Annotated in this window: 36 protein-coding genes, 1 tRNA gene, 1 other RNA gene and 1 pseudogene; 12 read left to right on the forward strand and 27 right to left on the reverse strand. The window is 50.3% G+C overall.

Annotation, left to right across the window (positions count from 1 at the left end; translation table 11 throughout):
* Window positions 1–14: 14 nt before the first annotated feature.
* Window positions 15–215 carry a hypothetical protein gene (locus DPEP_RS00145; RefSeq protein ID WP_005658510.1) on the reverse strand — a complete coding sequence of 67 codons (201 nt, stop codon included), beginning with the start codon at window positions 213–215 and terminating at the stop codon, window positions 15–17.
* 177 nt (window positions 216–392) lie between these two features.
* Between DPEP_RS00145 and DPEP_RS00150 the strand changes: the two genes are divergently transcribed.
* A complete protein-coding gene (locus tag DPEP_RS00150) occupies window positions 393–674 on the forward strand; it encodes an addiction module antidote protein (RefSeq protein WP_005658511.1) in 282 nt (93 codons plus the stop codon).
* Window positions 675–1,147: 473 nt separating this feature from the next.
* Window positions 1,148–1,558, forward strand: coding sequence for a hypothetical protein (locus DPEP_RS13345; RefSeq protein ID WP_040382255.1), 411 nt, complete (start codon window positions 1,148–1,150; stop codon window positions 1,556–1,558).
* A gap of 151 nt (window positions 1,559–1,709) precedes the next feature.
* Here the strand turns inward: DPEP_RS13345 and DPEP_RS12500 are convergent, their stop codons facing one another.
* The 12 genes from DPEP_RS12500 to DPEP_RS12505 all read right to left on the reverse strand — a co-directional run bounded on the left by DPEP_RS12500 (window position 1,710) and on the right by DPEP_RS12505 (window position 5,704).
* Window positions 1,710–2,195, reverse strand: a complete 486-nt coding sequence (locus tag DPEP_RS12500) for a hypothetical protein (protein ID WP_005658513.1) — start codon at window positions 2,193–2,195, stop codon at window positions 1,710–1,712.
* 18 nt (window positions 2,196–2,213) lie between these two features.
* Window positions 2,214–2,363 carry a hypothetical protein gene (locus DPEP_RS13150; RefSeq protein ID WP_005658514.1) on the reverse strand — a complete coding sequence of 50 codons (150 nt, stop codon included), beginning with the start codon at window positions 2,361–2,363 and terminating at the stop codon, window positions 2,214–2,216.
* 20 nt (window positions 2,364–2,383) lie between these two features.
* A complete protein-coding gene (locus tag DPEP_RS13155; RefSeq protein ID WP_005658515.1) occupies window positions 2,384–2,521 on the reverse strand; it encodes a hypothetical protein in 138 nt (45 codons plus the stop codon).
* Window positions 2,521–2,712: a Lar family restriction alleviation protein gene (locus DPEP_RS13690; RefSeq protein ID WP_005658516.1), complete on the reverse strand. Its 192-nt coding sequence runs from the start codon at window positions 2,710–2,712 to the stop codon at window positions 2,521–2,523. Before DPEP_RS13690 ends, DPEP_RS13155 begins: the two co-directional genes overlap by 1 nt.
* 23 nt (window positions 2,713–2,735) lie before the next feature.
* Complete coding sequence (locus tag DPEP_RS00175) at window positions 2,736–3,170, reverse strand: hypothetical protein (RefSeq protein ID WP_005658518.1); 435 nt, start codon at window positions 3,168–3,170, stop codon at window positions 2,736–2,738.
* The gene (locus DPEP_RS00180; RefSeq protein WP_005658520.1) at window positions 3,167–4,033 is read right to left on the reverse strand and encodes a helix-turn-helix domain-containing protein; all 867 of its coding nucleotides are present in this window, start codon (window positions 4,031–4,033) and stop codon (window positions 3,167–3,169) included. The genes DPEP_RS00175 and DPEP_RS00180 overlap by 4 nt, the downstream gene beginning before the upstream one ends.
* Before the next feature lie 4 nt (window positions 4,034–4,037).
* A complete protein-coding gene (locus tag DPEP_RS00185) occupies window positions 4,038–4,328 on the reverse strand; it encodes a hypothetical protein (protein WP_005658521.1) in 291 nt (96 codons plus the stop codon).
* An 89-nt stretch (window positions 4,329–4,417) separates the two neighbouring features.
* Window positions 4,418–4,636 carry a hypothetical protein gene (locus DPEP_RS00190; protein ID WP_005658523.1) on the reverse strand — a complete coding sequence of 73 codons (219 nt, stop codon included), beginning with the start codon at window positions 4,634–4,636 and terminating at the stop codon, window positions 4,418–4,420.
* Window positions 4,636–4,860, reverse strand: a complete 225-nt coding sequence (locus DPEP_RS00195) for a hypothetical protein (protein WP_005658524.1) — start codon at window positions 4,858–4,860, stop codon at window positions 4,636–4,638. Before DPEP_RS00195 ends, DPEP_RS00190 begins: the two co-directional genes overlap by 1 nt.
* Window positions 4,861–4,862: 2 nt before the next feature.
* Entirely contained in the window at window positions 4,863–5,045 is a 183-nt protein-coding gene (locus tag DPEP_RS00200) for a hypothetical protein (RefSeq protein ID WP_198003004.1), read from the reverse strand.
* Between the two features lie 9 nt (window positions 5,046–5,054).
* On the reverse strand, window positions 5,055–5,378 hold the full coding sequence (locus DPEP_RS00205; protein ID WP_040382258.1) for a hypothetical protein: 324 nt from the start codon (window positions 5,376–5,378) through the stop codon (window positions 5,055–5,057).
* A 17-nt stretch (window positions 5,379–5,395) separates the two neighbouring features.
* The gene (locus DPEP_RS12505) at window positions 5,396–5,704 is read right to left on the reverse strand and encodes a helix-turn-helix transcriptional regulator (protein ID WP_005658528.1); all 309 of its coding nucleotides are present in this window, start codon (window positions 5,702–5,704) and stop codon (window positions 5,396–5,398) included.
* An 89-nt stretch (window positions 5,705–5,793) separates the two neighbouring features.
* Here DPEP_RS12505 and DPEP_RS00215 point away from each other — a divergent pair, with 89 nt between their 5' ends.
* Both DPEP_RS00215 and DPEP_RS00220 read left to right on the forward strand, forming a co-directional pair.
* On the forward strand, window positions 5,794–6,132 hold the full coding sequence (locus DPEP_RS00215; RefSeq protein WP_005658529.1) for a hypothetical protein: 339 nt from the start codon (window positions 5,794–5,796) through the stop codon (window positions 6,130–6,132).
* Between the two features lie 5 nt (window positions 6,133–6,137).
* A complete protein-coding gene (locus DPEP_RS00220) occupies window positions 6,138–6,332 on the forward strand; it encodes a hypothetical protein (RefSeq protein ID WP_005658531.1) in 195 nt (64 codons plus the stop codon).
* Window positions 6,333–6,526: 194 nt separating this feature from the next.
* Here DPEP_RS00220 and DPEP_RS00225 read toward each other — a convergent pair whose 3' ends face one another.
* The 4 genes from DPEP_RS00225 to DPEP_RS13695 all read right to left on the reverse strand — a co-directional run bounded on the left by DPEP_RS00225 (window position 6,527) and on the right by DPEP_RS13695 (window position 8,067).
* Window positions 6,527–6,784, reverse strand: coding sequence for a hypothetical protein (locus tag DPEP_RS00225; RefSeq protein ID WP_005658533.1), 258 nt, complete (start codon window positions 6,782–6,784; stop codon window positions 6,527–6,529).
* Complete coding sequence (locus tag DPEP_RS13350) at window positions 6,781–6,921, reverse strand: hypothetical protein (RefSeq protein WP_005658535.1); 141 nt, start codon at window positions 6,919–6,921, stop codon at window positions 6,781–6,783. Before DPEP_RS13350 ends, DPEP_RS00225 begins: the two co-directional genes overlap by 4 nt.
* Window positions 6,922–7,057: 136 nt before the next feature.
* Window positions 7,058–7,822 carry a phage antirepressor KilAC domain-containing protein gene (locus DPEP_RS00230; RefSeq protein ID WP_005658536.1) on the reverse strand — a complete coding sequence of 255 codons (765 nt, stop codon included), beginning with the start codon at window positions 7,820–7,822 and terminating at the stop codon, window positions 7,058–7,060.
* Window positions 7,819–8,067, reverse strand: a complete 249-nt coding sequence (locus DPEP_RS13695) for a helix-turn-helix domain-containing protein (RefSeq protein WP_040382260.1) — start codon at window positions 8,065–8,067, stop codon at window positions 7,819–7,821. The genes DPEP_RS00230 and DPEP_RS13695 overlap by 4 nt, the downstream gene beginning before the upstream one ends.
* Window positions 8,068–8,172: 105 nt before the next feature.
* On the opposite strand from DPEP_RS13695, the gene DPEP_RS12510 reads away from it, so the two are divergent.
* The gene (locus tag DPEP_RS12510; protein WP_005658538.1) at window positions 8,173–8,619 is read left to right on the forward strand and encodes a helix-turn-helix domain-containing protein; all 447 of its coding nucleotides are present in this window, start codon (window positions 8,173–8,175) and stop codon (window positions 8,617–8,619) included.
* A gap of 26 nt (window positions 8,620–8,645) precedes the next feature.
* On the opposite strand, the gene DPEP_RS13495 is transcribed toward DPEP_RS12510, so the two are convergent.
* Complete coding sequence (locus DPEP_RS13495) at window positions 8,646–8,948, reverse strand: hypothetical protein (RefSeq protein ID WP_241760519.1); 303 nt, start codon at window positions 8,946–8,948, stop codon at window positions 8,646–8,648.
* 30 nt (window positions 8,949–8,978) lie between these two features.
* Window positions 8,979–9,293, reverse strand: a pseudogene (locus DPEP_RS13670) (helix-turn-helix transcriptional regulator); the annotation flags it as partial.
* Between DPEP_RS13670 and DPEP_RS12515 the strand changes: the two are divergent.
* The 3 genes from DPEP_RS12515 to DPEP_RS00260 all read left to right on the forward strand — a co-directional run bounded on the left by DPEP_RS12515 (window position 9,292) and on the right by DPEP_RS00260 (window position 12,561).
* Window positions 9,292–9,927: a helix-turn-helix domain-containing protein gene (locus DPEP_RS12515; RefSeq protein WP_005658540.1), complete on the forward strand. Its 636-nt coding sequence runs from the start codon at window positions 9,292–9,294 to the stop codon at window positions 9,925–9,927. The pseudogene DPEP_RS13670 and the gene DPEP_RS12515 overlap by 2 nt on opposite strands.
* Window positions 9,928–10,220: 293 nt before the next feature.
* Window positions 10,221–10,691 (forward strand): ImmA/IrrE family metallo-endopeptidase, encoded by a 471-nt coding sequence (locus DPEP_RS12520; protein ID WP_005658541.1) that lies wholly within the window; start codon window positions 10,221–10,223, stop codon window positions 10,689–10,691.
* 64 nt (window positions 10,692–10,755) lie between these two features.
* Complete coding sequence (locus tag DPEP_RS00260) at window positions 10,756–12,561, forward strand: DUF6932 family protein (protein ID WP_005658542.1); 1,806 nt, start codon at window positions 10,756–10,758, stop codon at window positions 12,559–12,561.
* A 36-nt stretch (window positions 12,562–12,597) separates the two neighbouring features.
* On the opposite strand, the gene DPEP_RS00265 is transcribed toward DPEP_RS00260, so the two are convergent.
* The 5 genes from DPEP_RS00265 to DPEP_RS00280 all read right to left on the reverse strand — a co-directional run bounded on the left by DPEP_RS00265 (window position 12,598) and on the right by DPEP_RS00280 (window position 15,492).
* A complete protein-coding gene (locus tag DPEP_RS00265) occupies window positions 12,598–13,734 on the reverse strand; it encodes a tyrosine-type recombinase/integrase (RefSeq protein ID WP_005658543.1) in 1,137 nt (378 codons plus the stop codon).
* A gap of 164 nt (window positions 13,735–13,898) precedes the next feature.
* Window positions 13,899–14,215: a transfer-messenger RNA gene (gene ssrA / locus DPEP_RS12945) on the reverse strand.
* 3 nt (window positions 14,216–14,218) lie between these two features.
* A complete protein-coding gene (gene smpB / locus DPEP_RS00270) occupies window positions 14,219–14,734 on the reverse strand; it encodes an SsrA-binding protein SmpB (protein ID WP_198003005.1) in 516 nt (171 codons plus the stop codon).
* Window positions 14,735–14,792: 58 nt separating this feature from the next.
* Window positions 14,793–14,870, reverse strand: a tRNA-Pro gene (locus DPEP_RS00275).
* Between the two features lie 40 nt (window positions 14,871–14,910).
* Window positions 14,911–15,492, reverse strand: a complete 582-nt coding sequence (locus DPEP_RS00280) for a hypothetical protein (protein ID WP_005658546.1) — start codon at window positions 15,490–15,492, stop codon at window positions 14,911–14,913.
* Window positions 15,493–15,613: 121 nt separating this feature from the next.
* Here DPEP_RS00280 and DPEP_RS00285 point away from each other — a divergent pair, with 121 nt between their 5' ends.
* From DPEP_RS00285 to DPEP_RS00295, 3 genes are read left to right on the forward strand one after another with little or no spacing between them, the layout of a single operon-like run.
* Complete coding sequence (locus tag DPEP_RS00285) at window positions 15,614–16,165, forward strand: isochorismatase family protein (protein ID WP_005658547.1); 552 nt, start codon at window positions 15,614–15,616, stop codon at window positions 16,163–16,165.
* Entirely contained in the window at window positions 16,166–16,987 is an 822-nt protein-coding gene (locus tag DPEP_RS00290) for an MBL fold metallo-hydrolase (RefSeq protein WP_005658549.1), read from the forward strand. It begins immediately after the preceding gene.
* Between the two features lie 5 nt (window positions 16,988–16,992).
* Complete coding sequence (locus tag DPEP_RS00295; protein ID WP_005658551.1) at window positions 16,993–18,240, forward strand: NAD(P)-dependent malic enzyme; 1,248 nt, start codon at window positions 16,993–16,995, stop codon at window positions 18,238–18,240.
* 59 nt (window positions 18,241–18,299) lie between these two features.
* Here the strand turns inward: DPEP_RS00295 and DPEP_RS00300 are convergent, their stop codons facing one another.
* Genes DPEP_RS00300 through DPEP_RS00310 form a run of 3 tightly spaced genes read right to left on the reverse strand, consistent with a single transcriptional unit; the run spans window position 18,300 to window position 20,533 of the window.
* Window positions 18,300–18,896 (reverse strand): methyltransferase family protein, encoded by a 597-nt coding sequence (locus DPEP_RS00300; RefSeq protein WP_005658553.1) that lies wholly within the window; start codon window positions 18,894–18,896, stop codon window positions 18,300–18,302.
* The gene (locus DPEP_RS00305) at window positions 18,859–19,944 is read right to left on the reverse strand and encodes a lysylphosphatidylglycerol synthase transmembrane domain-containing protein (protein ID WP_241760450.1); all 1,086 of its coding nucleotides are present in this window, start codon (window positions 19,942–19,944) and stop codon (window positions 18,859–18,861) included. Before DPEP_RS00305 ends, DPEP_RS00300 begins: the two co-directional genes overlap by 38 nt.
* The gene (locus DPEP_RS00310; protein WP_005658557.1) at window positions 19,937–20,533 is read right to left on the reverse strand and encodes a hypothetical protein; all 597 of its coding nucleotides are present in this window, start codon (window positions 20,531–20,533) and stop codon (window positions 19,937–19,939) included. Before DPEP_RS00310 ends, DPEP_RS00305 begins: the two co-directional genes overlap by 8 nt.
* Before the next feature lie 150 nt (window positions 20,534–20,683).
* Between DPEP_RS00310 and fliD the strand changes: the two genes are divergently transcribed.
* Window positions 20,684–22,606, forward strand: a complete 1,923-nt coding sequence (fliD, locus tag DPEP_RS12525; protein WP_005658560.1) for a flagellar filament capping protein FliD — start codon at window positions 20,684–20,686, stop codon at window positions 22,604–22,606.
* Window positions 22,607–22,624: the final 18 nt, after the last annotated feature.

Raw genomic sequence — 22,624 nt, forward strand, 5'->3', positions numbered from 1 at the left:
CCCTTAAGCTATTTTCATCTGGCATAGCTACGTTCTTTTTTAAACCTTGCGAGAACAGATCTAGCGTCTATCGCAATATTCTCAGCATCCTTTTTCGCCCAATCGTCAGGCAAAAGATCATTAACCTTCTCTGTCATAGCAGCCCCGGAGAGATCTCCACATAAGGCGATCCCGTCAATGAGACCAGATATAAAACGATACTTACTGTTAGCCACTAGCCCCACCTCCTCAAGGACAATATCCAGACTTGTAGTTTTAAACGGACCTGTACGGATATCATTTTACTATGATATGCACTAACATGCACGACGATAGGCCTGTATAAACCCATCTGGACTCAAAAAAGCCTCAAACCCGTACACACTGGAAGTTACTTTTGGAGGTGAACCAATATGACTGAAAAACTTTACGAATACGATTTCGCCGCAGAACTCGACGACATAGAGTCAATAGAGATCTTCCTCGAGGACGCTTTCGAGACGAACGACCCGGGATACATAGCCCAAGCCCTCAGCGTGGTCGCCAGATCCAAGGGCATGGGTGAAATAGCCAAAAAGACCGGACTGTCCAGAGAACAGCTCTATCGAAGCCTAAGCGATAAAGGCAACCCCACATTGCAGACCCTTCTCGCCGTCCTAACGGCTTTGAACCTACACCTTAAAGTCACGGCATAGCCCCACTATGTCAATAAGAAAGATGCCCCGGCGCTATGGCGTCGGGGCTATCTTCTAACTTCCGGGCCTGCACTCCCAGGCTGCTCTCTTGTTGTGCACTCTTTCACGACAAAACCAACTGACCCTGGCCTTGAGATATAATTTAGGCAACCTTGCGAGAAGGAGTGACATCCATGCCAGTTAGTTCGGATATTCTAACGCTAAGCTTATCTCTAGCCATAAACAATACCTCGACAGGCTTTTGGGGTAATTTGATTCAATTCATGAATGACAACCAAGGCGCAATAACAGGAGCCGTTGGGATTTTAACCTTATTTGTACTAGGTTTTCAATTCTGGGTGATGCGTCGCCAGGCTAATATATCTGAACGAGCAAACGAGATATCAAGAGAAGTAGCCTTTTTACCAACCCGAGAAAAAACATTGTTTAAATGATTTAACACGATAGAAGAGATACTACATATTATTTATGCTGTGAGATCTCTTCGTTTAAGCGAATCAAAGCTTGAAATTGACAAACACAACGAAGCAAAGAGACTCCATGCAAACTTACGTATCGCCATAGGTAAGTTTGAAAAAGAACTAAAAATAGTCCGGGTTTTCTTTGGAGAACAAATCGATGAAATTTATGAAAATTGGAAAATTACTTATGAAGACAAGGTCCCCAAAACGGACGGGAAACTCCTTAGCGAGCTAGAACAAAATCTAGGCTTCGTAAATCTTATTTGTATATCCAAGACGAAAGAAGATCAGAAAAAACTCATGAAAATATACCAAGAGGAACAAAGCAAAAGCGTCCCCATAATAGAAAACTACTCTAAAGAATTAGCCGAAAAGCTACCCGTCTTAATTGATAAAGTTATAGATACACTTATAAAAATATAACAAAATAAATCCAGTATTGCTTGCCCTGTCTTTATCTCTATTGCCACGCTATCATTCTAGCAGCCTCACAAGAATTAGCACCTACCTTATCGGGAACACAGTACCCCCCTTAGTACCACCCTTAGTGGGGACAAAATCGGCACTTTTCTCGTCACCAGTGCAAGGCCTGTTGAAATCTCATCGAGGCCAGCCGGGCTATCTGCTCCGGGATCTCCTGACGGCGACGGGATACCGTCTTCGGGGACACCCTGCATTTATCGGCAACTGCTTGCAGAGGGGACTTATCCCCAAGCCTGGAATAGTCCGTCACGAAGGACAGATGGAGAACGAACATATCCCAGTCCCTAGGAGAAAAGGCCCTCACCGCTCTGGTGGCCTCGACGACGTTATCCCAGCCGATCTCCTCCAACGTCCTGTCGATCTCGTCGGCCTGCCCCACCTGGTCCAGCAGCTGGGATACCGACGGATCCTTGCATATCCTCACTCCGAGGTCGTCGTTTCCTCGCGCCGCTTCGACGAGGGGGAGCCATTCCAGCCCCGAAGGACACGCCACGTCACCCAGGAGGATAGGGATACCCTCCGGATGAAACTGGAGAAGCAGCTCTATGATTCCCGTCAAGGCGTCTCTTCGATTCATGGAATGCCCCCTCTGTTTTCAGATCTTCGTTCTTTTTTCTCCTTTTATCATAGCCCTGGTCACCGCATAGCGGCACTCCCGACAGCCCTCAGGCCGCCAGGAGCACCCCATACCGTACTCGTTGTGTCTCCACGGAGCCCGACAGCCCACCACCTCGTCGGGATCCATAGAGTCATAGACTCCAGGAATCACTTTTGAACACACTCTACCTCGTCTTTGAGCTGCGCTAAGAAGTCGTCCACCTCTTCGATACAGCTTTTAGGGTCCTCATCGTTCAGTATCCAGCCTTTCAAGGATCCAAGGATATCATCAAGGTCGTAGTCCATTACATTTCCTCCTCTCGATGGTTCCAAAGCTCAATAGCCTTCTTTTTGCTTGCCGCTATAGGGCCTCCCGTTTGACATTTAGGACACTCCACGATCCACCAGCGATCTTTATCGCCTGTGTTCCAAGTCTCGTATTGGGTAGGACGAACTTTTTTCTCCCAGCAGAACGGACACGGCTTGATAACGCTCATTCTTCGCTACCTCCCTTTCCCCCTCACCACCGGAAGCCTCCGGAGGGAGATCCCGACGGGGCGTCCTTCTTGTCCCGCTCCTTTTCCTTCTTGGCATCCAGATACGCACCGCATTTCCCGCCGTAGTATTCGGGCACGAACACGCCCGAGGCGTAGTGTTTGCCTTTCCAGTATTTCCTCATCCGGATCTCGCCCCTGTAGCCGTAGTGAGGGCACTTATCCGGGTTGCTACAGCTGTCGCAGTGCTCCCCCCAGTCGACCAGGGTTTCGTAGTCGCAGAGTTCTTCAGGAAAGAGTTCCCGGGTTATGGGGCCTATGAAGTTCAGCCGTTTACGTACGTAGGCCATGACCCGGTTCCACCGCTCTTCCTCGGGACGCTCCCTGACGGCTATGCCCCTACGGGCCAGCATTTCCCTAAGGTCACCGACGAAATCGGGACCGCAGGCCTGACGGATCATCGGCAGTCTCCTTCCTGGTGATATTTGCCCTCCCGGATCTTGATCCAGTTGGATTTCTTTATCACCCAGTCGAAGTCGCAGAATCTGCCGTCCACCAGGAACTTGCTCTGGGAGACGTACAAAAAGTACTCCCGCCAGGTTTTCAGGTCGGCCCATGGCCATGGAGGGGCTCCGGGGTCGCCTTTGGCCCTCCATCGGGATCTCAGGGTGTTCTGTCTGGTCTCCGAGAGGATCCTGACGCCTCGCTTGCCCATAGGGACCATCACCTCGTCCCAGAGATCGGCTATGGCCCTGTAGGGACAGGGAGGCGGAGTCTCCCCCGGTTGGGGTACGACTTCCTCCCCGGGCACGGGGTCGAGGGGAAGTCCCGCCGTGTTTTCGGCGGACTTGCCCACTATGTCTTTATCGTTCTTTGATTCTAGTTCTATGTCTCTAGTTCTGTGTACGTCTGACGGACACCGGGGGTCCGCCTGGCGTACACCGGGGGTACGTGAGACGGACTGCGGGAGTCTTTCTGACGGACTCTCGGTGTCCGTTTGGCGGACTGCCTGTCGAGAATCGGCGCCTCCCGTAAGGATGTATTTGTTGACCGTCTGGAATGATTTGTTGGACTGGGTCACCTTCTCCAACACCCCGAACTCCACCAGTATCCTGAGGCTCTTGAAGAGTCGGTCTCTGCTGCACTTCACCTTTTTAGCCAGGGTCTCCGCACTGGGAAAGCATTCCCTGCCCGATCCGGCGTAGGCGCACAGTACGGCATAGGTGGCTTTCGCATAGGCGTCTATTCCTTCGTCCAGCAGTACGGAGATGTCCACCCTGGCGAACCAGAACTTTCGGTTGTCTATTACTATGTTGCGTTCCACATGGTCACCCCCTGTAGCTCTCCTCGACGGTGCAGCCTCTGATCTGGCCTCTGCGACGATGTCGACCGGACTTTACCGCCGGGTCGTGCTCCATCGCCTCGAAACAATTCTCGTGGTACTTTCGGTCTACGAACCGGCTCCCTCTGATTCCCTCTACGAAAAACTCCAGAAAGACGTACCTCTCGTCCGGATAGATAACCCCTCCGCACCAGTCGCAACGATGCTCCTTACGAGCTACCCTGCGGACCTTCTTTTCCGGACGGATCGCCCTCGATTGAGTGGTGGTGCTTTCCATAAAGATCACGCCCTCTCCGTATATCTGCTTGTGCTATACTTGGAGGCAGGGAGTTCAGACCTCCCTGCCTTGTAATGTATGTAGATCAGCTATCTGCTTACACACGCCCGTTCGGTTGTCGCCGAGCGGGTTCCTTTTTGACCCTCCGCCACTTCCCCCAGGTAGATCTGTCCCGCCACGTCCTTGCCCACATCGAATCCATCTCTCAGCCTGTTGCCGCACACCTCGCAAATATCGGTGCATCTAGGCCCCAGGTACATGACCTTCCCGATGATCGACCCACAGATGGAACACCGGCGTTCGATCATCAAACCGCCTCCTCGCCGCCGACTATCCCACCCAGGCGGGACTCGATCTCGGCCAGATCCTCTTTCAGGGACAGGTTTTCATCTATCGCCCGTTCCAGCTTCTTTTGCTGACGTTCGAAGGCTATGTCCTGAACGACGATAAGCTCTCTGGCCATCGCTACCTCTCGTTTCAAAGCGTCACGCTCTCGACGCATTTCCCGGAACGACTCTCCGAAACACCGCATGATTACGACCTCCCCGCCATGGCACGTAAAACCTCGACCTGACCTAAGGTGGTACGGCTTCTAAGATCTCCCTCCGGCCCCTCGGCGGCGATCATGTCCAGGGTCCGCCTGGCGTAGTTCTGCATGTTCACCCGATACCAGCGAGTCTTTCTCCTATGTCTCTTCAACCTCTCGATTGCCTTCATCAACCTCATTCAACACACCGCCCTTTCCGCGGATCTCACTCGACGTTCCAAAGTGGCTACAAGCAATTCGGCCTTCCTGTGTCGTCTTCTGGCCGACGAGCCCTTGTATCTCTCGACCATTTCCTTTGCACGTTCAGCCTCTGCACGATACATCTCCAGAGCGTCTTTGAGATCCAAAAGCTCCTGAGAGGCCGATAAGCGGTACACCACCGGGCAGTTTATCGCCGCCATGATGCGATTCGCCTCCGCCTCGGCGGCGGCCTTTCGGCGATCGTTCTCCATCATCATTTTCTGGCGCTTCATAACCTGACCGTTCCACCTTTTGCCTTTCATGTCATCACCATCCCTTTCTACTTAACCGGAATATCTCTCAACCCCTGCCGTTGCTCGATGTACTCCATAACCTCCGACAACTTCCAGCGTTTCAGCGTATCCGACAGAGATATCGCCTTAGGGGCGTATCCGCCTTTGACCAGGTCGTACCAGGTTCCCCGCTTTATGCCGCACAGCGTGGACGCCTCTCTGGCGTCGATCAGACGATCGGGAATCGGCTCCTTCCGTAAGCTGAATTCCTCTCTGATCTTCCGCTCCACCTCCGCCGTGATTCTCGGGACCGCCCCCTCAACTATGCGATCGACGATAGCCTGCTCTAATGACATAAAAAAACCTCCCCTACATCTTTACTTGTATTTTTCTCCATTGACGATACACTTAGGTCAAATAAGCCTCACTACAGGAGGAGATAAACTTGGAGTACAAATGCCCGTATTGCAAAAGCAAAATTGACAGCTATTACCAGACTGGCGTTCTTTTAGCCCCACCGGAAGACCAGAAAGACTTCTTGGTCAAATCCACTATGACCCTTCGCCTAAACGCCCAATTCAAACCGATGGTCATGATGATCTGCAAAAAATGCGGGGTGGCCACTTTCGTGGATCCCTCTACTGCCGATCTTGATAACCTGACTCCTGTTCCATACGAAGAAACCGTTAAAGGAGATCCTATATCCGAAAAAGAAAAGATTCGTAGGGCTAGAAAAACCCTTGACGATCTAGCAGGTATGGTAGACAAAGCAGAAAAGGAATAGCCATCATGCTTGACAACGACGACATTCACGTCATGTTGGGAGAACTTAGAAAAGGTCAGCTTACTGCGGAAAAGGAAATCGACCGCTTACGTAACGAAACATCTCATCTAAAGCACTGGATCTATGTCCTTTCCGCCATCCTGATACTTAGTATTTTCGCCAACCCTGTTCTAAGACACCTCATCCCGGCTCTTATGTGATAGATCGTGAAATTCAACTTGACCATCCGGCTGCTCTTCCATATCCATCTTTACGCCACATAAACTCATGCCTGCATGCGAGAGGGAGATAAGCTTCGAATCGTCTCCCTCTTTACCCTCGGGAAAAAGTAGAAAACACACCTTCATCTCTCGTCATCCCTCTCATATGCGATCGACGATAGCCTGCTCCAGACTCATTGATGCGTCCTCCTCTCCCGCCACCAGCGGACATCCATATCATCTAGCCCCCATTCCACAGGCTCATCCGAATGAATCCCTCGATCTCGTGTTTCGTCGTACAGATCGTAGATCGTGGCATCCTCCGGCATCCCTCTGGCGACCTCGACTACCGCTTTGGCCGTGTCGGCGTCGGACATGGCCACCCACTTGTTACGCACCCTGACGACCGAACCATTGCGATAGGATCTACTTACCGGCCTCAGCCGCTTCATGGTTCCTCCTCCCTTAAACATTTGAAGAGCTCCACCGCCGGAGCGAAGATGGAAGTATCTACACCAATCCCACCACGCAAGGCCTCCGTCAGATATACCTCCAACTCCTTTTCCAACTCCTCACACTTCGACTTCATGAGAGATCCTCCTTTTCATGTTTCTCCGCCTTCAGTACCTCCTCGGTCAGGGGGACAAGAACCTCCAGGAGATCCATAACCTCCTCCGTAGAATCGCATCGCTCTCACATCTCTCCAATTCAAACGGAACATTTGATTATTGAGCCACTGCATCGACCCCTAGAAACTTATTAACAAAGTAGACTTGCCCTCGCCCGGTTACTTTGGTTGTTCTGGTTATTCGGACCGTCCCGTCGGGGTTGTTGATGGTTCTTTCCTTGACCTCGAAGAGCTTCATATTCATAGCTCTCTGAGTCGGCATGTTTCTGGAACTGCCATTTTTCATGAGGAAGCCGCTTTCACGCAGCCATGAAAAAAGGCGGTTCTGTCCGATGTCGATCCCGTTCTGACGAAGCAGTTTCGCCAGATCTCCAATGAGGATGGACGTGTGGCTCGTCTCCACCGATTCGGCAAAACGTACCTTGGGCGCATCCTGTTCGACCTTGGCCGCAAGTGCCGCCCGCTTTTCTTCGAGCTGTCCCGCCAAGATCAGAGCCTCGGACATACTCTTGGGGATCTGCTCGGCGAACTCCCCGAACATCCCACGATCCTTGAGCTCGGCCTCCATCTTGTTGAAGGCTTTGATGTACTGCTCCTTGAAAGCCATCGCCCTTGCTCCGGTGTAGCCCATCGCAAGCAAGGTGAAGCCGTCACGGGTCATGAGGTACTCGGGCATTTCTCGGTTCTGCTCGTTGAAGTAGGAGGACTGGGAAAAATTTCCCAGTGCAAAAGTCTCACTGCATCCCAACGCCCGGATTGTTTTCAGTACATCGTTATGAGGCTTCTCAAACACCCTAGCCACGTCTCGGGAACTGACGACCACCTTCTCGTCTTTAACTACGATGCCTAGCTTATTGTTCATGTGGATAACTCCTCCTCATCCGTTTGCATTCGCCCCCCTCTTGGAATATCCTTGAAACTAATAGACCTCAATTGCCGTTGAGGAATTTGGAGGAAGGTCTCAAGTTTGTCCCAAAGGTGCCCCTTTCCTTCTCTTGTTCCTGCTTCGATATGTTGGTAGTACCGTTCTGAGATTCCTATTGCCGTAGCGATCTCTTTTTGAGTTAAGCCCGCTGTCTCTCGGGCGTGTCTTAGAGCCTGTCTCATAGACACCTTCTCCCTTCTTGCTCTAACACGCCATATTGTTCGTGTAGCCAATTTATAACACGCCAATATGTTCGTGCCAACTCCTCTTTAAAAGGACTGGTTGATATGGGTACTAATGTTAAAAATCTCAAGAAAATCAGGAAGCGTTCTGGATTCACCCAAAAACAAGTAGCTAAGCATCTTGGTATCTCAGAAAGGGCTTATCAGCACTATGAAGCTGGCGACAGAAAGATATCCCCAGAGAAACTACTGGCGATGGCAAAACTCTTTCAGGTGTCAGCCGATTATCTTCTTGGAAACTCCCCGGGACTTCTTAAGGGGCTAGAAGATCCATGCTTGATAGACATCCTTTCGAAGGAAATGACCGACCCTGCGGGGGAATGGCAAACCCCTACTTCCGAAGATGACGAAACAGCAGGCGATATCAACGAACACAATGCTTTGGTCTACACAGCCAACATCCGCAAATTCATGAAAAATATGGGTATCCCCCCTGAATTCGAAGACGAGTTCGAGACATACGTGGCCTTCTTACGCTCCCGATCTAGATAACCCCGCCCCGTGCGGGGTTTTTCTTTTCATCCAGCACATACGGCATCATCGCTTTTCACCGCCTTCAGCACCTCCCCGGCCAGGGGGACCAGGGCTTCCAGGAGGTCCATAAACGCCTCGTTCTTCGGGTGGTTGATTCGACCGTCGTCGCCTACGTCCAGCAGGAGGGTCATGACCTCTTCCGGAGAATCGCATCGCTCGTACAGCTCTCCGATGGTTCGGACAAGGTTACTCAGTCGATGCTGGATTTCCTTCAGCGAAGGACTCCTATCCGTGGCCTCAAGGATCGAAGCTTCTGGTTCCCAGCCTTCTCCATCCGCAACAAGCAAGCGATAGAGAGATCCCAAAGGAAGCTCTAATCCTCTTTCCAGAGCGGCTATTTTTTTAGCATCTGTAGGAGGATATTTTTCATTTTCCCAATCACAGATTGTCGTTCTGGTACACCCAATTTTTTCAGCAAGTTGAGCTTGAGCGATTCTCAACTTCTTTCTTGATTTTCTTATGGTGCACCCATACATTGCCACACCACCTTTCTGGTTCACTTGGATTCTATCCCCATAAAAACATAAAGTCAAGTGCGCCCGAACTAAAAATACGGGTTGACTTTTATTGACTAATTTAAGAAAAAAAGTAAACTGGACTTGACAGGGTGGAGATAGAGAGGGGATACCCATGATTCGAGGAAATGATTTAAAAAGACTGCGCAAAGAAAAAGGCTGGACTCAGCAAGATCTCGCCAGCAGAGTTGGGGTAACAAAAACGACCATCCTTGACTGGGAAAAAGATCGCTACTCTCCTGTAGGACAAAATCTGATTTCGTTGGCAAAGGCATTGAATGTCTCTGCCGCATTTATTATGGGTGAAACTAACGACCCCTCACCTCAAGGAACCGGCAAGAAGGCTCCCGAAGGAGTTTTACGTTACTTGAGAGATCAAACCGGCCTTTCACTGGACGAGGCCGCCGCATTGATAGATCTCCCGGCGGAGGACCTCGAGCTGATGGAACAATACGAAGATCGAGCGGACGACACACTCAAACAGAAGCTCATCAAAGCCTACGGAAGGTACCTTTCGGCCCGAGATGGAGAAACACAGCAGGAGACGGAGAAAAAGAAGGGACAGAGCGAGGAAGACCTCGAGACTCTAATGAAGATGCTGGCGGCGGAGGATCCGGACATTGTCCTTAAGTTCCGCCACGTAGCAAAGAACGTCACCAGGCTGGCCCCGGAAGACCGGGAGTTCCTGGCGACGCTCTTCAAAGCGGCACTGGGCAAGATTACGTTAGAGGATCATACGGACGAGTACTGATAGGGAAAATAAAATTTACAAGAGAGGCTAATTGAGGAGGCATAAATATGTATTATAAAAAGCCATCAAGTGATACTTGGCATTGGTGCAGGAATTGTAGCAAGTTCCCTAACGGCTCTGACGTTGTAACATCACGGACAAAACCAAGCAGCGGCGAACTATGTAACGAGTGCAAAGCTAAAGACCGAGAGGGTAATTGCCATAAGTAGGAAATACTAGCAGCAAAAGCCTCTCTTGTATTTTTATTAGTAGCCACCAGTTGCGATCCTCTCAAAATTTATGGAGAGTGTTGAATGACAAACAACGGTACCAGAATCCGGGTGATGGCCCGAACCCTGTTAGGCAAATACGGAATGGAACGGATGATCCCCATTCGGCTAAGCAAACTCTGTCGGAAGTTGGGGATCGAAATCTGCCACAGTAAAGCCAGACACATCGACGGCACTCTCTTCATTCACGGAGACCGAAAGATCATCCTTGTCTCCACCGCCCTACCCTACGAACGCCGCCGCTTCACCGTGGCTCACGAACTGGGACATTATGTCCTCGGCCACCAAGCCGCCTTTTCCCTGGACTCTCCGGAGTCATGGGTTCCTAGAGAGGAACAGGCGGCCAACGTCTTCGCGGCGGAACTCCTCATGCCCAAGACGGCTCTTCAATCAATTCACTACAAGCACGACACAAAGCAACTGGCGCAGATATTCGGAGTCAGCCCTTTAGCCATGCAAATACGGCTGGAGGAAAGAATAAGAATGAAAAAGTAATTGAAATTGATCGAAGTTTTTATTTTTTTTAACTCACTCAATACAACCCTAGGAGGATTGACTCATGCCGCTCCCTTGTTTTGATGCCAATGGCAATCTACCAGCCGGAACGTATTCTGCTGGAATCGAAGAATTTTATATTCGTTTTGTTGCTTCATTCGCAGAAACAACAAGAGAAGGCATATTCAACGGGTATCAAAAACTCCTCAGAGAGTTTGCGCACATAGGAATTTGCACACACCAAATAATAGATGGTAGCTACACTACCAATAAAACTAACCCAGGAGACATAGATTTAGTTTCTTTTTTAGATGGACCAAAAATAAATGAAATAGCTAAAAAAGACGCTGATTTAGCAAATAAACTTATAAATAATTTTTTTTGCGGTAAAAAAACAAAAAAAATTTATCATTGCGATTCTTATGCGTGCCCAATCTATCCCCAAACCGACCCTAAATACCGCGATTCGATCGAAAGAAGTATCTATTGGTATGATTTTTTTGGGCATGATCGAATGAAGAATCCTAAGGGTATAATAGAGATAGCGGCTGAAGAGTTATCCAAAGGGGCTGATAGTGTGTTCGACAAATCTAAATACAACAAGCCCCCCACTTCAGGAAATTCTCTCCACTTAGAAGAGACAAGACGCCCTTTACATGAAATAAAAAAAGAACTCATACAGGTAAATCAATTCGTCTACAGATCGCGTAAATATATAGCCAACGACCCTAACGATTTTGCTGAGGTAATATCGCTACAATCAATGACAGGCAGAGAATTAGAACTGATCGAAGAATTTTCTGTAGCTCTCCTGGAAAGACTTGCTATCTGCGAAAATATAGATACCAAGGAAATTGAAGAGCTTTTGTCCTTTACACACATTCAAATAAAAAAATTAGATTTTACAAGTGATTTTTTTCTAGAAATTGACCAACATGAGACTATCATAGCCAATGTAAGAAAAAACTGTTTAAATGCTTGCAAGATTCTGTCTCGATTTTATTCAACTCAAAACGAAAACAGAAAAAATTTACAACTTTTAATGTTGAGTATCGAGGGAATTTGTGTAAATGGACATAGGATTTCTATCCTCTCTTTCGGCAAGATACTATCCAAACTCCAAAGACTCGTAGACACTATAGGTGCAAAAATCTTAGCTTCAAAAAGAAAAAACCCCCATGAAAAAGAATGCTTGAAAGGAATACAGTCCACAGACCTAACCCAACTAGACTTTGCGTTTAATTTTGGGGGCTCTTTTGGAATGGCTTTAGCAGAAAGGGTTACTTTTAACGAACAAGAGGGAGAAGAGAACGGTCTCTTGTTTGGAGAATCAGAACGATTGCTTCAGCTAACAATGCAAGAAATATATGAATTAATGGATTGCAGGGACAACAAGGAAAGGATAACGACTAAAGCTCATTCTCTGGGACAAGAAGCCATGCGAGCTTACAAGGCTTTTTTGGAAGAAATTGCGATAGACAAAAATAGGCTTTTTATTCAAAATGTCAACAACAAACAATACCGCATGATAGATTCCAAGGTGGCTCAAAAAACCATATCAACCATTTCCGAAGAAGCAGATCCCAACGAAGAAACCATAAGCGTATTGGGAATCGTAAAAGGCATAGATCTTGTTGATAAAAAAATAACCTTAAAATTAAAAGAAAGAAAGAGATACATAAAACCATACTTTAATGATAGAGACAATGAGATCACAACCACCATAAAGACAAGCCTAGATAAATTAGTCCAATGCACACTCCGAGTAGAGACAACGCCTATAGAAGGGTCAGATAAGACAAAAAAGGCAGAATACATCATGGCAATTTCCATACAACAGAACACACAAATTACGGTAGAAGAAAACTAACAAAACGGACCAGAGCACTCGATTCTGGTCCGTTTACTACAATCTTACTCCATCCAGCCAGTCTCCCCACCACTGCAAGAGCTCTCTCCGCTTGTCCAACAGCTCGGCGTGGTTGTACGCCGCACGGACGGAGTTCTTGTCCACGTGGGCAAGCTGTAGCTCTATGACGTTCGAGGGCCACTGACATTCGTTGGCTATCGTGGAGAACATCGCTCTGAAGCCGTGACCGGTAAGCTCGTTTTGAGCGTAGCCCATGCGCCGTAGAGCCGCATTCACAGTCATGTCGCTTATCGGACGGGTTTTGCTCCTTACGGAGGGGAATATCAGCTCCCCTCCCCCGGTGAGGGGGCGTATCTCCTCCAGCACCCCTATTGCCTGGCTCGACAAAGGCACCAGGTGAGGCCTGCGTTTCTTCATCCTCTCGGCCGGGATCTTCCAGAGATCTCCGTCGATCTCCTTCCATTCCGCCTTCCGCATCTCTCCGGGGCGTACCGCCGTGTATATCTGAAACAGCATGGCGCAACGCACGACAACCGAGCCGGAGAAGGCTTGTATCGCCCTCATGAGCCCGCCTATCTTTTTGGGATCCGTCAGCGTAGGAAAGTGCTCCGGTTTCCGCGGTATCAGCGCCCCTTTCAGATCGGCCGTTATGTCGTGTCTGGCCTGCCCCGTGGCTATTCCATACCGCAGGACCTGCCCCACTATCTGAGACACCCTGTGAGCCGTCTCAACGTGTCCCTGGTCCTCTATCCGCCGAAGGATGGCTAGTAGCTCCGGAGCGTCTATATCCGCCGGCGGCTTGTCTCCCAAATATGGCAGGATAAGCCTGTCGAGCCTCGATCTTATCGTTCTGGCGTGGCCATGGGTACGCACCGGGACGACCTGACGCTCGAACCATTCCTCGGCCAAGGCCTTGAAGGTTCCTTCAGGAACGCTTTTGTGGTTGACCAATTCCAGCCGGATTTCGTCACGCTTCAATCGTGCCTCTTTCAGCGATATGTCGGGATATCTGCCCAGCGTATGTTTGATCTCCCGCCCCTGAGCTTTAAAGCGAACCTTCCAGGTCTTTTTCCCGGCGGGGGTGATTTCCAGCCAAAGGCCTTCGGAGTCTCGCATCGTATAGCGTTTTTCTCTCGGGGTCGCCCTTTTAATCTCGACGTTCGTCAAAGCCATATCAGTCACCTCTTCCTGGTGTCTCCAAATCTTCGGAGACACCGCCGGGGACACTTTTATACCCCGATCCAGGCAAAATATACGACATTGACAAAAGACGGTCAACCCACAAACACAGTAGCCGTCGGGATCTGCGACGATCCCGACGGCTACGAAATAGCTAATGGTGGAGGCGCGGGGATTCGAACCCCGGTCCTAACATGTCGTGTATGAATGGACGGCTACAGGCTTAGTCGATCTCTTTAACTACGGGAGAAACGATCTGTGATCGACAGAACACTATCGTTTCCCATCCGAGACAACACCATACGTCGCCCGCGTTGATAGCCCTTCCGAATCTGCGAGCGCTCCCTTTCGGTCGGGCGGCCGCTTAATTAAGCTGCCAGAGCGTAATTGTTGTCAGTTCATTTAGTGATGACTTACGGTCATCGCTCGGCCTGCTTCCAGACTTCCGACATACCAGTCGAAACCAGTCGCCCCCATGTTAAACTTTCTGTCTGTTCCTGATCTCCCTTGCCATGGTACGCTTGGCGTCCTCTTCTGCAAGGGATTGTCTTTTGTCGTGAAGGGCTTTACCCTTCGCCAATCCAAGCTCTATCTTGGCCCATCGACCGTCCTTTATGTACATGGACAAAGGAACCAACGTAAAACCTCGTTCCTTTATCTTTCCTGAAAGCTTGCGTATCTCCGACCGATGCATCAAAAGCTTTCGCCTCTGGGTCGGGTCGTGTTGCCTCCAGCTGGCGTTTTCGTAAGGTGAAATGTGAACGTTCATCAACCACAGCTCGCCTTTTTCCAGCTTGGCATAACCGTCCTTAAGGTTGACTCGTCCAGCTCTGACGGATTTTATCTCCGTTCCAGTAAGGACTAAGCCGCACTCAAAGGTATCCAGTATAAAATAGTCGTGCCGGGCTTTCCTGTTCTGGGCTACCCTCTCCACGGCCATGGTCTTCACCTCTTTCGGGCAGATTATATCGAAATAGTCAAAGATAGTCAACAAAGATAAAGCTGTAAAAAAAACGACCTCGACAAAAATCGAGATCGTTTTCCTTTCGGTCTGGTCGGGGTGAGAGGATTTGAACCTCCGACCTCCTCGTCCCGAACGAGGCACGCTAACCAGACTGCGCTACACCCCGGACGAAGGAAATTATACAATCGTAGGTAGATTTCGTCAAACTATTTATTGCCCTCTTTGCCCTTAGGGCCTTCGTTTCCGGTTACACCGGTAGCCCCCCGTTGCCAACCCAGAAGTTCGCCTTGGTTCTCACCGTAAAGTGGAATTTCCGTCCATCCTTCCGGGGTTATCAGCAGGAAATGGAAATCCACACCTCTGGCCCTAAGGGTCTCCAGATGACGTCGATATCTGAAGATCTCACCGGGAAGCCAGGAGTCGCTCAATATCCACACCCTTTTGCATTCTCCATCGCTGAATATCGCTACGTGGTCCACCGCCATCCTCATGGCCTCGTCCTGATCACCGGGATCTAAAGAGACCACTATGGCCTCCGAAAAAGCTCCCTGTCCGTCTTCTCCCAAAAAAGTAACGTGATTCCTCAGCCAATCCAGCTGGTAGTAAAGTCTGTCGTAATCGGCGTGAAAGGGGTCTCCTGATTGCACCGAAGGATCGAGTCCCTCCTTCATCCAGAGCTGTATCTGTTCCACAGCTTTTACTATGTATTCGGGATAGCCGGGCTTAGACATGGCCTCCAGCACCTCGCTTACAGTCCAACGCTCGAGATTATCGTTCTTTTCTGTCATTCAATCCACCCCCTGGATCTCGATAACGGTGGTAAGGATAGCATAAATCCTCTGTTTCCGATACCGACAAATCCTCACCTGTGGCATAATGGTCATGTATTCACGAATGGAGGTGCTTACCATGAATCCACAGATATTGCGACCTAAGAACACGGTTATGTTGATGATCGACGTTCAGGAGAAGCTCCTGCCCGCCATATACGGGAAGGAGTCGGTGGAGCTCAATGCAAAGAAGCTCATAAAGGCGTCCCAGGCGATGGAGATACCTTTGAAGGTTACGGAACAATACCCGAAGGGATTGGGGACCACTGTTCCCGGACTGGCAGAAGAGATATCGCCTGACGATGTTTTCGAGAAAAAGGCCTTCGGATGTTTCGATGAGGAGGGCTTTGATGATTTCTTTCGCTGTACCAGAAGAAACCAGGTGGTCCTCTTCGGAATAGAGAGCCATATATGCGTGCATACGACGGCCATGCAGCTTCTCGAGAGAGACTTCGAGGTTACGGTGGTAGCGGACGGATGTGGCAGCAGGGAAAACGGCAACCACGAGATAGCCCTGCGAAATATGTCGGCCTGCGGCGTTCACGTTCTTCCTATTGAATCGGTGGTCTACCAGTTGATAAAGGTATCCGGAACACCGGAGTTCAAGCAACTGCTCCCTCTGTTTAAGTAATTGTGTCAGATACTTCCGGTCAACGGCCTGGTCTTTTTGGGGACCGCCGGAACCAGATTCAACGTCATAAACCAGAGGAGAAGCTCCGGAGGAATGGTGGCTTCCTTGGACGGGCTCATACTGGCGATAGATCCCGGCCCAGGAGCGCTGGTCCGTATGTGCTCGCTGAGACCTACAGTGGATCCCAACAGGATCGACGGAATGCTCTTGACCCATCGTCATATAGACCACAGCGGAGATTTCAACGTGATAGCGGAAGCGATGACCGGAGGAGGACGCCGCCCCGGAGGTCTCGTGGCCCTGCCTTCGGACGCCATATCGGAGGAACCGGTGCTTTTCGGATACCTAAAGCGAAGAATAGCGGAGATCCACCTATGGGAAGACGGCATGCCTGTCCCCTTCCCTAAAGGAGAGGTTATTCCCCTGAGATTGAGACACCACGGGGTCGAGTGTTACGGACTAAAATTCATAGGAAATTTCCCGACCTGGGGAATTATCAGCGACACAGCCTATATCGCGGAGATACCCGATTTCTTCTCCGACTGCGACGTGGTGGTGGCCAATACCACATTGCTCGAAAAGGTCGGCAGAATAGAGCATCTATCCGTCCCGGACATGGAGAAACTCCTTGAGGAGATCTCGCCGAAGCTGCTGCTTATGACCCACCTAGGGACCAGGATACTGGAATCGTCCCCCTCGAAAATAGCAGCTGGACTCTCCAACGAGCGTACCCAGGTGTTGTCGGCCGAGGACGGTATGATTATAGATTTCGACGAAATCGCAAGGCGTAAAACAGACGGGAAGACATATCGAGAGGAGTGACTTCCATGACCGTTGACCGAAATGAAGCGTTGGAACTTCACCGCAAGGCTAAGGGCAAGATAAAGCTATCCCCTAACGTGTCGGTAAGGAACAAGAAGGATATAAGCCTTGCCTACATACAGGGAGGAGCTGTGGCGTCCGGCGAAATTTTAAGGGATAAAGAGCTGGTTTACGACTACACGGGAAAGAGCAATCGTCTCGCCATAGTCTCGAACGGAACCTCCGTTTTGGGATTCGGAGACTACGGCCCTGAGGCGGCACTTCCCATGATAGAGGGCAAAAGCCTGCTCTATAAACATTTCGGAGACATCGACGCCATACCTCTTTGTATAAAATCCAACGATATGGATGAGATAATGAGTTTCTGTCGCCTTCTGGAACCGAGCTTCGGAGCTATAAACGTAGAGGACGTAAAGAGTCCGATAGATTTCGACTTGGTAAAAAGGCTTCGAAAAGAGCTGGAGATCCCCATTTTCGGTGACGACATGCACTGCTCATCCGTCGTCATACTGGGATCTCTTATAAACGCTCTCAAGGTCGTGGAGAAGGATCTCTCGTTGGCAAAGATCGTCATAGTGGGAGCCGGGACCTCGGCGGTAGCTACGGCGGAACTGATGCTCTACGCCGGAGCGACAAACGTAGTTATGCTCAACAGAAGAGGCATCATCCACGAAGACATGGACGACTTGAACGGAGTTCAGAGGTTTATACTGGACAGACTCAACCCCGAGGGGATCAGAGGGGGAATAAAAGAGGCCGCAAAGGATGCGGATATCCTGATAGGCCTTACAGGCAAGGTAGGAGCCTTCGGAAGAGACGATGTAGCCTTGATGGCTCCACGAAGCATCGTTTTTCCCCTTTCCAGACCGGAACCCGAGATGGACCCGGAAGAAGCCAAGGCGGCAGGTGCGGAGGTAGTCGGCTGCGGCCTGATCGAAGGCCCCAACACCATGCCCAACCTCAAGGTATTCCCAGGAATAACCAGAGGCCTTCTGGACGTCAGAGCCACGGGATTGAACTTCAACGTCCAGATGGAGGCGGCAAAGGAATATGCGGCGAACGTAGATCCTCGACGGCTTAGGGCAGATCACATTACTCCCTTTATATTTTCCGATGAACTGACTCCGAGAATAGCCGAAGCGGTGGCTCAGTCATGCATAAGGGAGGGGCTGGCTCGAATCTCCCCCTCTCCTCAGGAGGTTTTCGAGAACACCTGGAAGAGGCTGTACGGAGGATACATAGCCAGATTTTAAAACGAAAAAAGGACGCCGACTCGGGGCATTCCCGGCCAGCGTCCTTTTTTGATCTCAATTCACCACCATAACCTGGATAACAACAATGAGGTCCCCACCACCGTCACCAACATACTGTGTTTCTCGCTATTCCATATGACGGAATAGTCGAAAGGCCCGGAGGATACCCTGGGAGGCCAAATCTTGGGCCAAAACGTCCCCACTCTTTTACGGTAGTCGTCAAAAGCCTTGCCGAACTTCTCGGACAAAAATCGTTCTTCCCAAGGGACTATCAGAAAGCCGTAAAGAATTACGAAGACGACGAGAAAGAGAGAAAGAGCCAAAGGCCCCGCCATTATCCCCCATCCCAGGCCTATCAGCCCATTCGCCACGTAGAGAGGGTTTCTACATATCGAGTATGGCCCCCAGGTAACCAACCTACGAGCCTTGACCCTCTCTCCTCTATATAGAACTATACATCCTACTGCCCAACATCTAAGAGCCTGCCCCAACAGGACCGGCAAAGCTCCAACGAGTATAGTCGTAGCAGTCGGACGGGCTACAGCCAATATGGCCAGGAAAAGGGCCGTCCATATTCCTCCTCTGAGACGAAAGGCCTCTGCCCGTATCCAGTCGAACTCAGCTCTCCCGTCCGCTTTTGGCAAGTTCAAGATCATCACATTCCCTTCGCCTGTTTTTGATTATCATCTCGGCAGTACCCCAACCTATGAACCGTACCGCCACAATAGCTCCCATTATGATCGCCAGATATTCGGTAAAAAATCTCCAGGCGATGGCCGTCACTCCCGCCATACTCCAGGGGACCAGAAGCCCGAATATAGCCGCGCCCCCTCCTTCGGCGACGCCACTGGCCCCCGGGGTCGGAACGAAATAAAGCACGAAGAGGAATATCGCCTGCGCAAGGAAACTTTCGACGTAGTTGACCTCCAACCCTATGGACCAGATCAAGCAGGGCAATACGGAAAACAGAAACACCAGGTGAAGCAAGGACATGACGAATGCCAGGGTAAAACACCCTATACCTCTGGAAAAGAGGTATCTCAGGTTGGCCGAATATCCGTCTATCTCAAGGTTTATCCTTCTTATTGTACAGAGGATCTTATACTTACCTATCACGTTGAAACGATTGAGCCACAACACCAGCACCGACCCCGCTTTTTTCACCAGATCAGGGCGAACGACACTGATCCCGAAGGCGCCCCAAGCTAAAATCGATATGAGAAGAACATAGTAGAAAATGCCTACCAAGAAAGGACTCTCATTCATGAATCTAGGATTTAGAAGAAAAGAAAGAGGTGCCGCCACCGAAAGGATGAACGTGGTCAGGAGGGTCCTAACCAAGGTTATGGCAACTCCTTTCCCTATGGGTACGCCCGAACGATACAGAACATATACCTGAAAAGGACCTCCCCCTACCTGCATAGGCGTTACAGCGCACCCGAAATAGTGAAGCCAGGTGAGGATAATCCCGTTCGGGATCGATATTTTTCTGTCCATCGCCCGAGCCAATGAGCAAAACCTTATGGCGTCGCACAGCCAGGCTCCCAACACCAGCAGAAAAGCCAGAGCCATCGGACCTTTTCGGGCGGTCAACAAGGTACTCCAGGTCGATCCATCGACGCTGAAGGCGAGAACCACGGAACTAACCCCGAAAGATAGCAGAAGGAAGATAGCCAGTCCTTTTCTCAGAGACACCTCAGACATCGTCTCCTTTCACGACTTCCTCTCCCTCGGATAGATTTCGACGGAGGGACTCCAGGTCTTCCAGTTTATCTCTCAACAGATCCAGCTTGAAAACCATCTCTTCCAGTTCGGGAACCGTTCGCTCCGGAGATTCAACCGAGATAGTCCTCCAGCGTTCCAGCTCCAGTTTAAAAGACTCCACGTCGGAAAAAAGAGGACCCTCTTCGCCTAAGTCGTTCAGCTCGGACATGACCTCTACGATCCATTCCATGGACTCGACCCACCGTTCCATCGAGTTTTCGTCCGGGAACTCCGATCTCTGGGATATCCAACCTTCCGCGATGGAAATACAACGATCCAGCGATTCTCGAAGCTCCAGAATGATCCTATTAATTATTCCCTCTTTCGTATCGGAAAGAAAATCGACCTCTACACCGTCGGGGATGGAGAGAAAAGACTCCTCGCTCAGGGCCTCTCCGTGGCTGACTATCTCCTTCAGAACGAGCCCACGTCCGGCCAATTCCTCCAGAACAATGTCCAACAGCTCTTCCCTGGACAGGCTTTCAATGTGCAGTATGGAAAAAGGAACTCCGTCTATAAACAGATCCATAAAGAAACATCACTCCTCCATATCGCCCTTAGCCTCATTGTGGTATTGTAGCACGAGCGGAGCTTAAAGACCTGGGCTCAACCGAAAAGCCGATCTCTCCGATAACCAAATAGAGTTTCAATGTCAAATCTCTCTCAGGAGGTGTGGTATATGTCGATCAGTTTGCCGACGACTCAGATGACCGGCCTGTCATCTGGTCTCGACTGGGGAGACATCATAGATGAACAGATGGCGGCTCTCAGAAAGAACGAGGACCCTTGGTACGACAAGATTCAGTTATTAAACGACAAGATTTATCTCTACCAGGAGTTCTCTTCCTCCGTCAAGGCGGCTCAATCCTCCCTGGACCCCCTTAAGCTGGAATCTACCTTTACATCAAAGACCCCGGAGCTCGTGGTGGTGGGAAGCAACGAAAGCTCCGACGCCATTTTAAAGGTCGACCTGGAGCCTTCCGCCCAGATAGATGAGTGGAACATAAAAGTAAACAGCCTCGCCGTAGCGGAGAGACGGCTATCCGATCGTCAAGATAGCTCCTCGGCACCCTTAGGAAAGTCTGGATCCTTCTTCGTACGGATCGGCACAAATGCTGCGGAGATAACCTACGAGAGCAGCGACTCGCTCAGGACCGTAGCCGAGAAGATACGATCCGCCGACATAGGGCTTGATGCCTATTTGATAGACAACAGGCTAGTCGTAGAGAGCAAGAACACCGGACTGGGATCAAGTTCCTTCACGGAGGAGGTCACCAGGGAAAGCGGCGACTACGACCTACTGGGAGCCAACGGAATAGATCCAAGCTCCATAGGGGACATAACAGTCGGGTCCACCACTTACGAAAAAGGAACCGACTTCGAGGTAATAGCCGACTCAGCCACCGGTGGATATCAGATACACTGGATAGGGGCCAGCCGTCCCAGCGAAACCAGCACCTACGACGTGTCTTACGACTACGACGCCAACACCTTCGGGCTGTACGAGATAAGGGAGACCCTTTCCAAAGACCTGACCAGGACAGTCGGATCCGACTACGACACCATCGACGTGGAGAAGTTGGACACAGCGACCGTAAGCATCGCAGGATACACGGAGGGAACGGATTACGAGATCGTAGAGGATCCAGGTGACGAGGAAAAATGGGCGATCCACTGGATCGGCTCCAAACCCGCAGACGGCGCAACCTTCTCGATAGACTACTCGAACACGGATAACAGCCTTCTCGGCGAACTGGGAATATTGACGGAGGACGCCACCCATCACAGGGACGCCCAGGACGCCTCCTTGACCGTCAACGGGATAGACGTCACGAGATCCTCCAACGAGATAGACGATCTCATAGGTGGCGCAACCCTGAACCTCCAGGGAGTCGGAGAGGTGAACATGGAGGTCACTTTGAACGCCCAGAAGGCGGTCGAGTCCATCCAAGCCTTCGTCGAAAGCTACAACGATCTCATGGAATACATAAACGTCCGATCCGAGGAGAAGACCTATAACTATTCTGATAGTCCCAACTCGGACACAAAGGCCGTTCCGGAAGATGACTTGAGCCGAAGGAAGGGACTCTTGGCGGGCGACACCGTTCTATGGCAGACCAAGTCCAACCTCAGGAAGATCATTTCCGAGTCGGTAGGCGATGACGAGGACACCTTCAACATGCTTTACCAGATAGGGATCTCCACCGAGGAGACCGACTTCGGAAAAAGCGGGAAGCTCGAGTTCGACACGGATAAGTTTATGGAGGCTATGGCTACCGATTCGGACTCGGTCCAAAAACTCGTAAAGACGATATCGGAGAGTCTAGACACCCAGTTCGACAGCGTGGTAAGCACCTCTACCGTGGCGATAGGAGACACCTCTACCAAAGAGGGCCGTATACCAAGCCAGATAAACGTCTGGGAAAACGAGGTCACACAGCTTCAACAGAGGATAAAGGACTACGAGGAAAGAATCACCACCCAGCAGCTGAACATGTATAAACAATACGCTGCCATGGAGGAACAGATGACCAAACTGAACTATCAGGCATCGTCTCTTTCCAGCACGTTCAGCTCCCTATCTGCTTCCGGAAGCAGTTAAAACAATATACGGCGGAAA

It is taken from the genome of Dethiosulfovibrio peptidovorans DSM 11002, assembly GCF_000172975.1.
GTDB lineage: Bacteria > Synergistota > Synergistia > Synergistales > Dethiosulfovibrionaceae > Dethiosulfovibrio > Dethiosulfovibrio peptidovorans.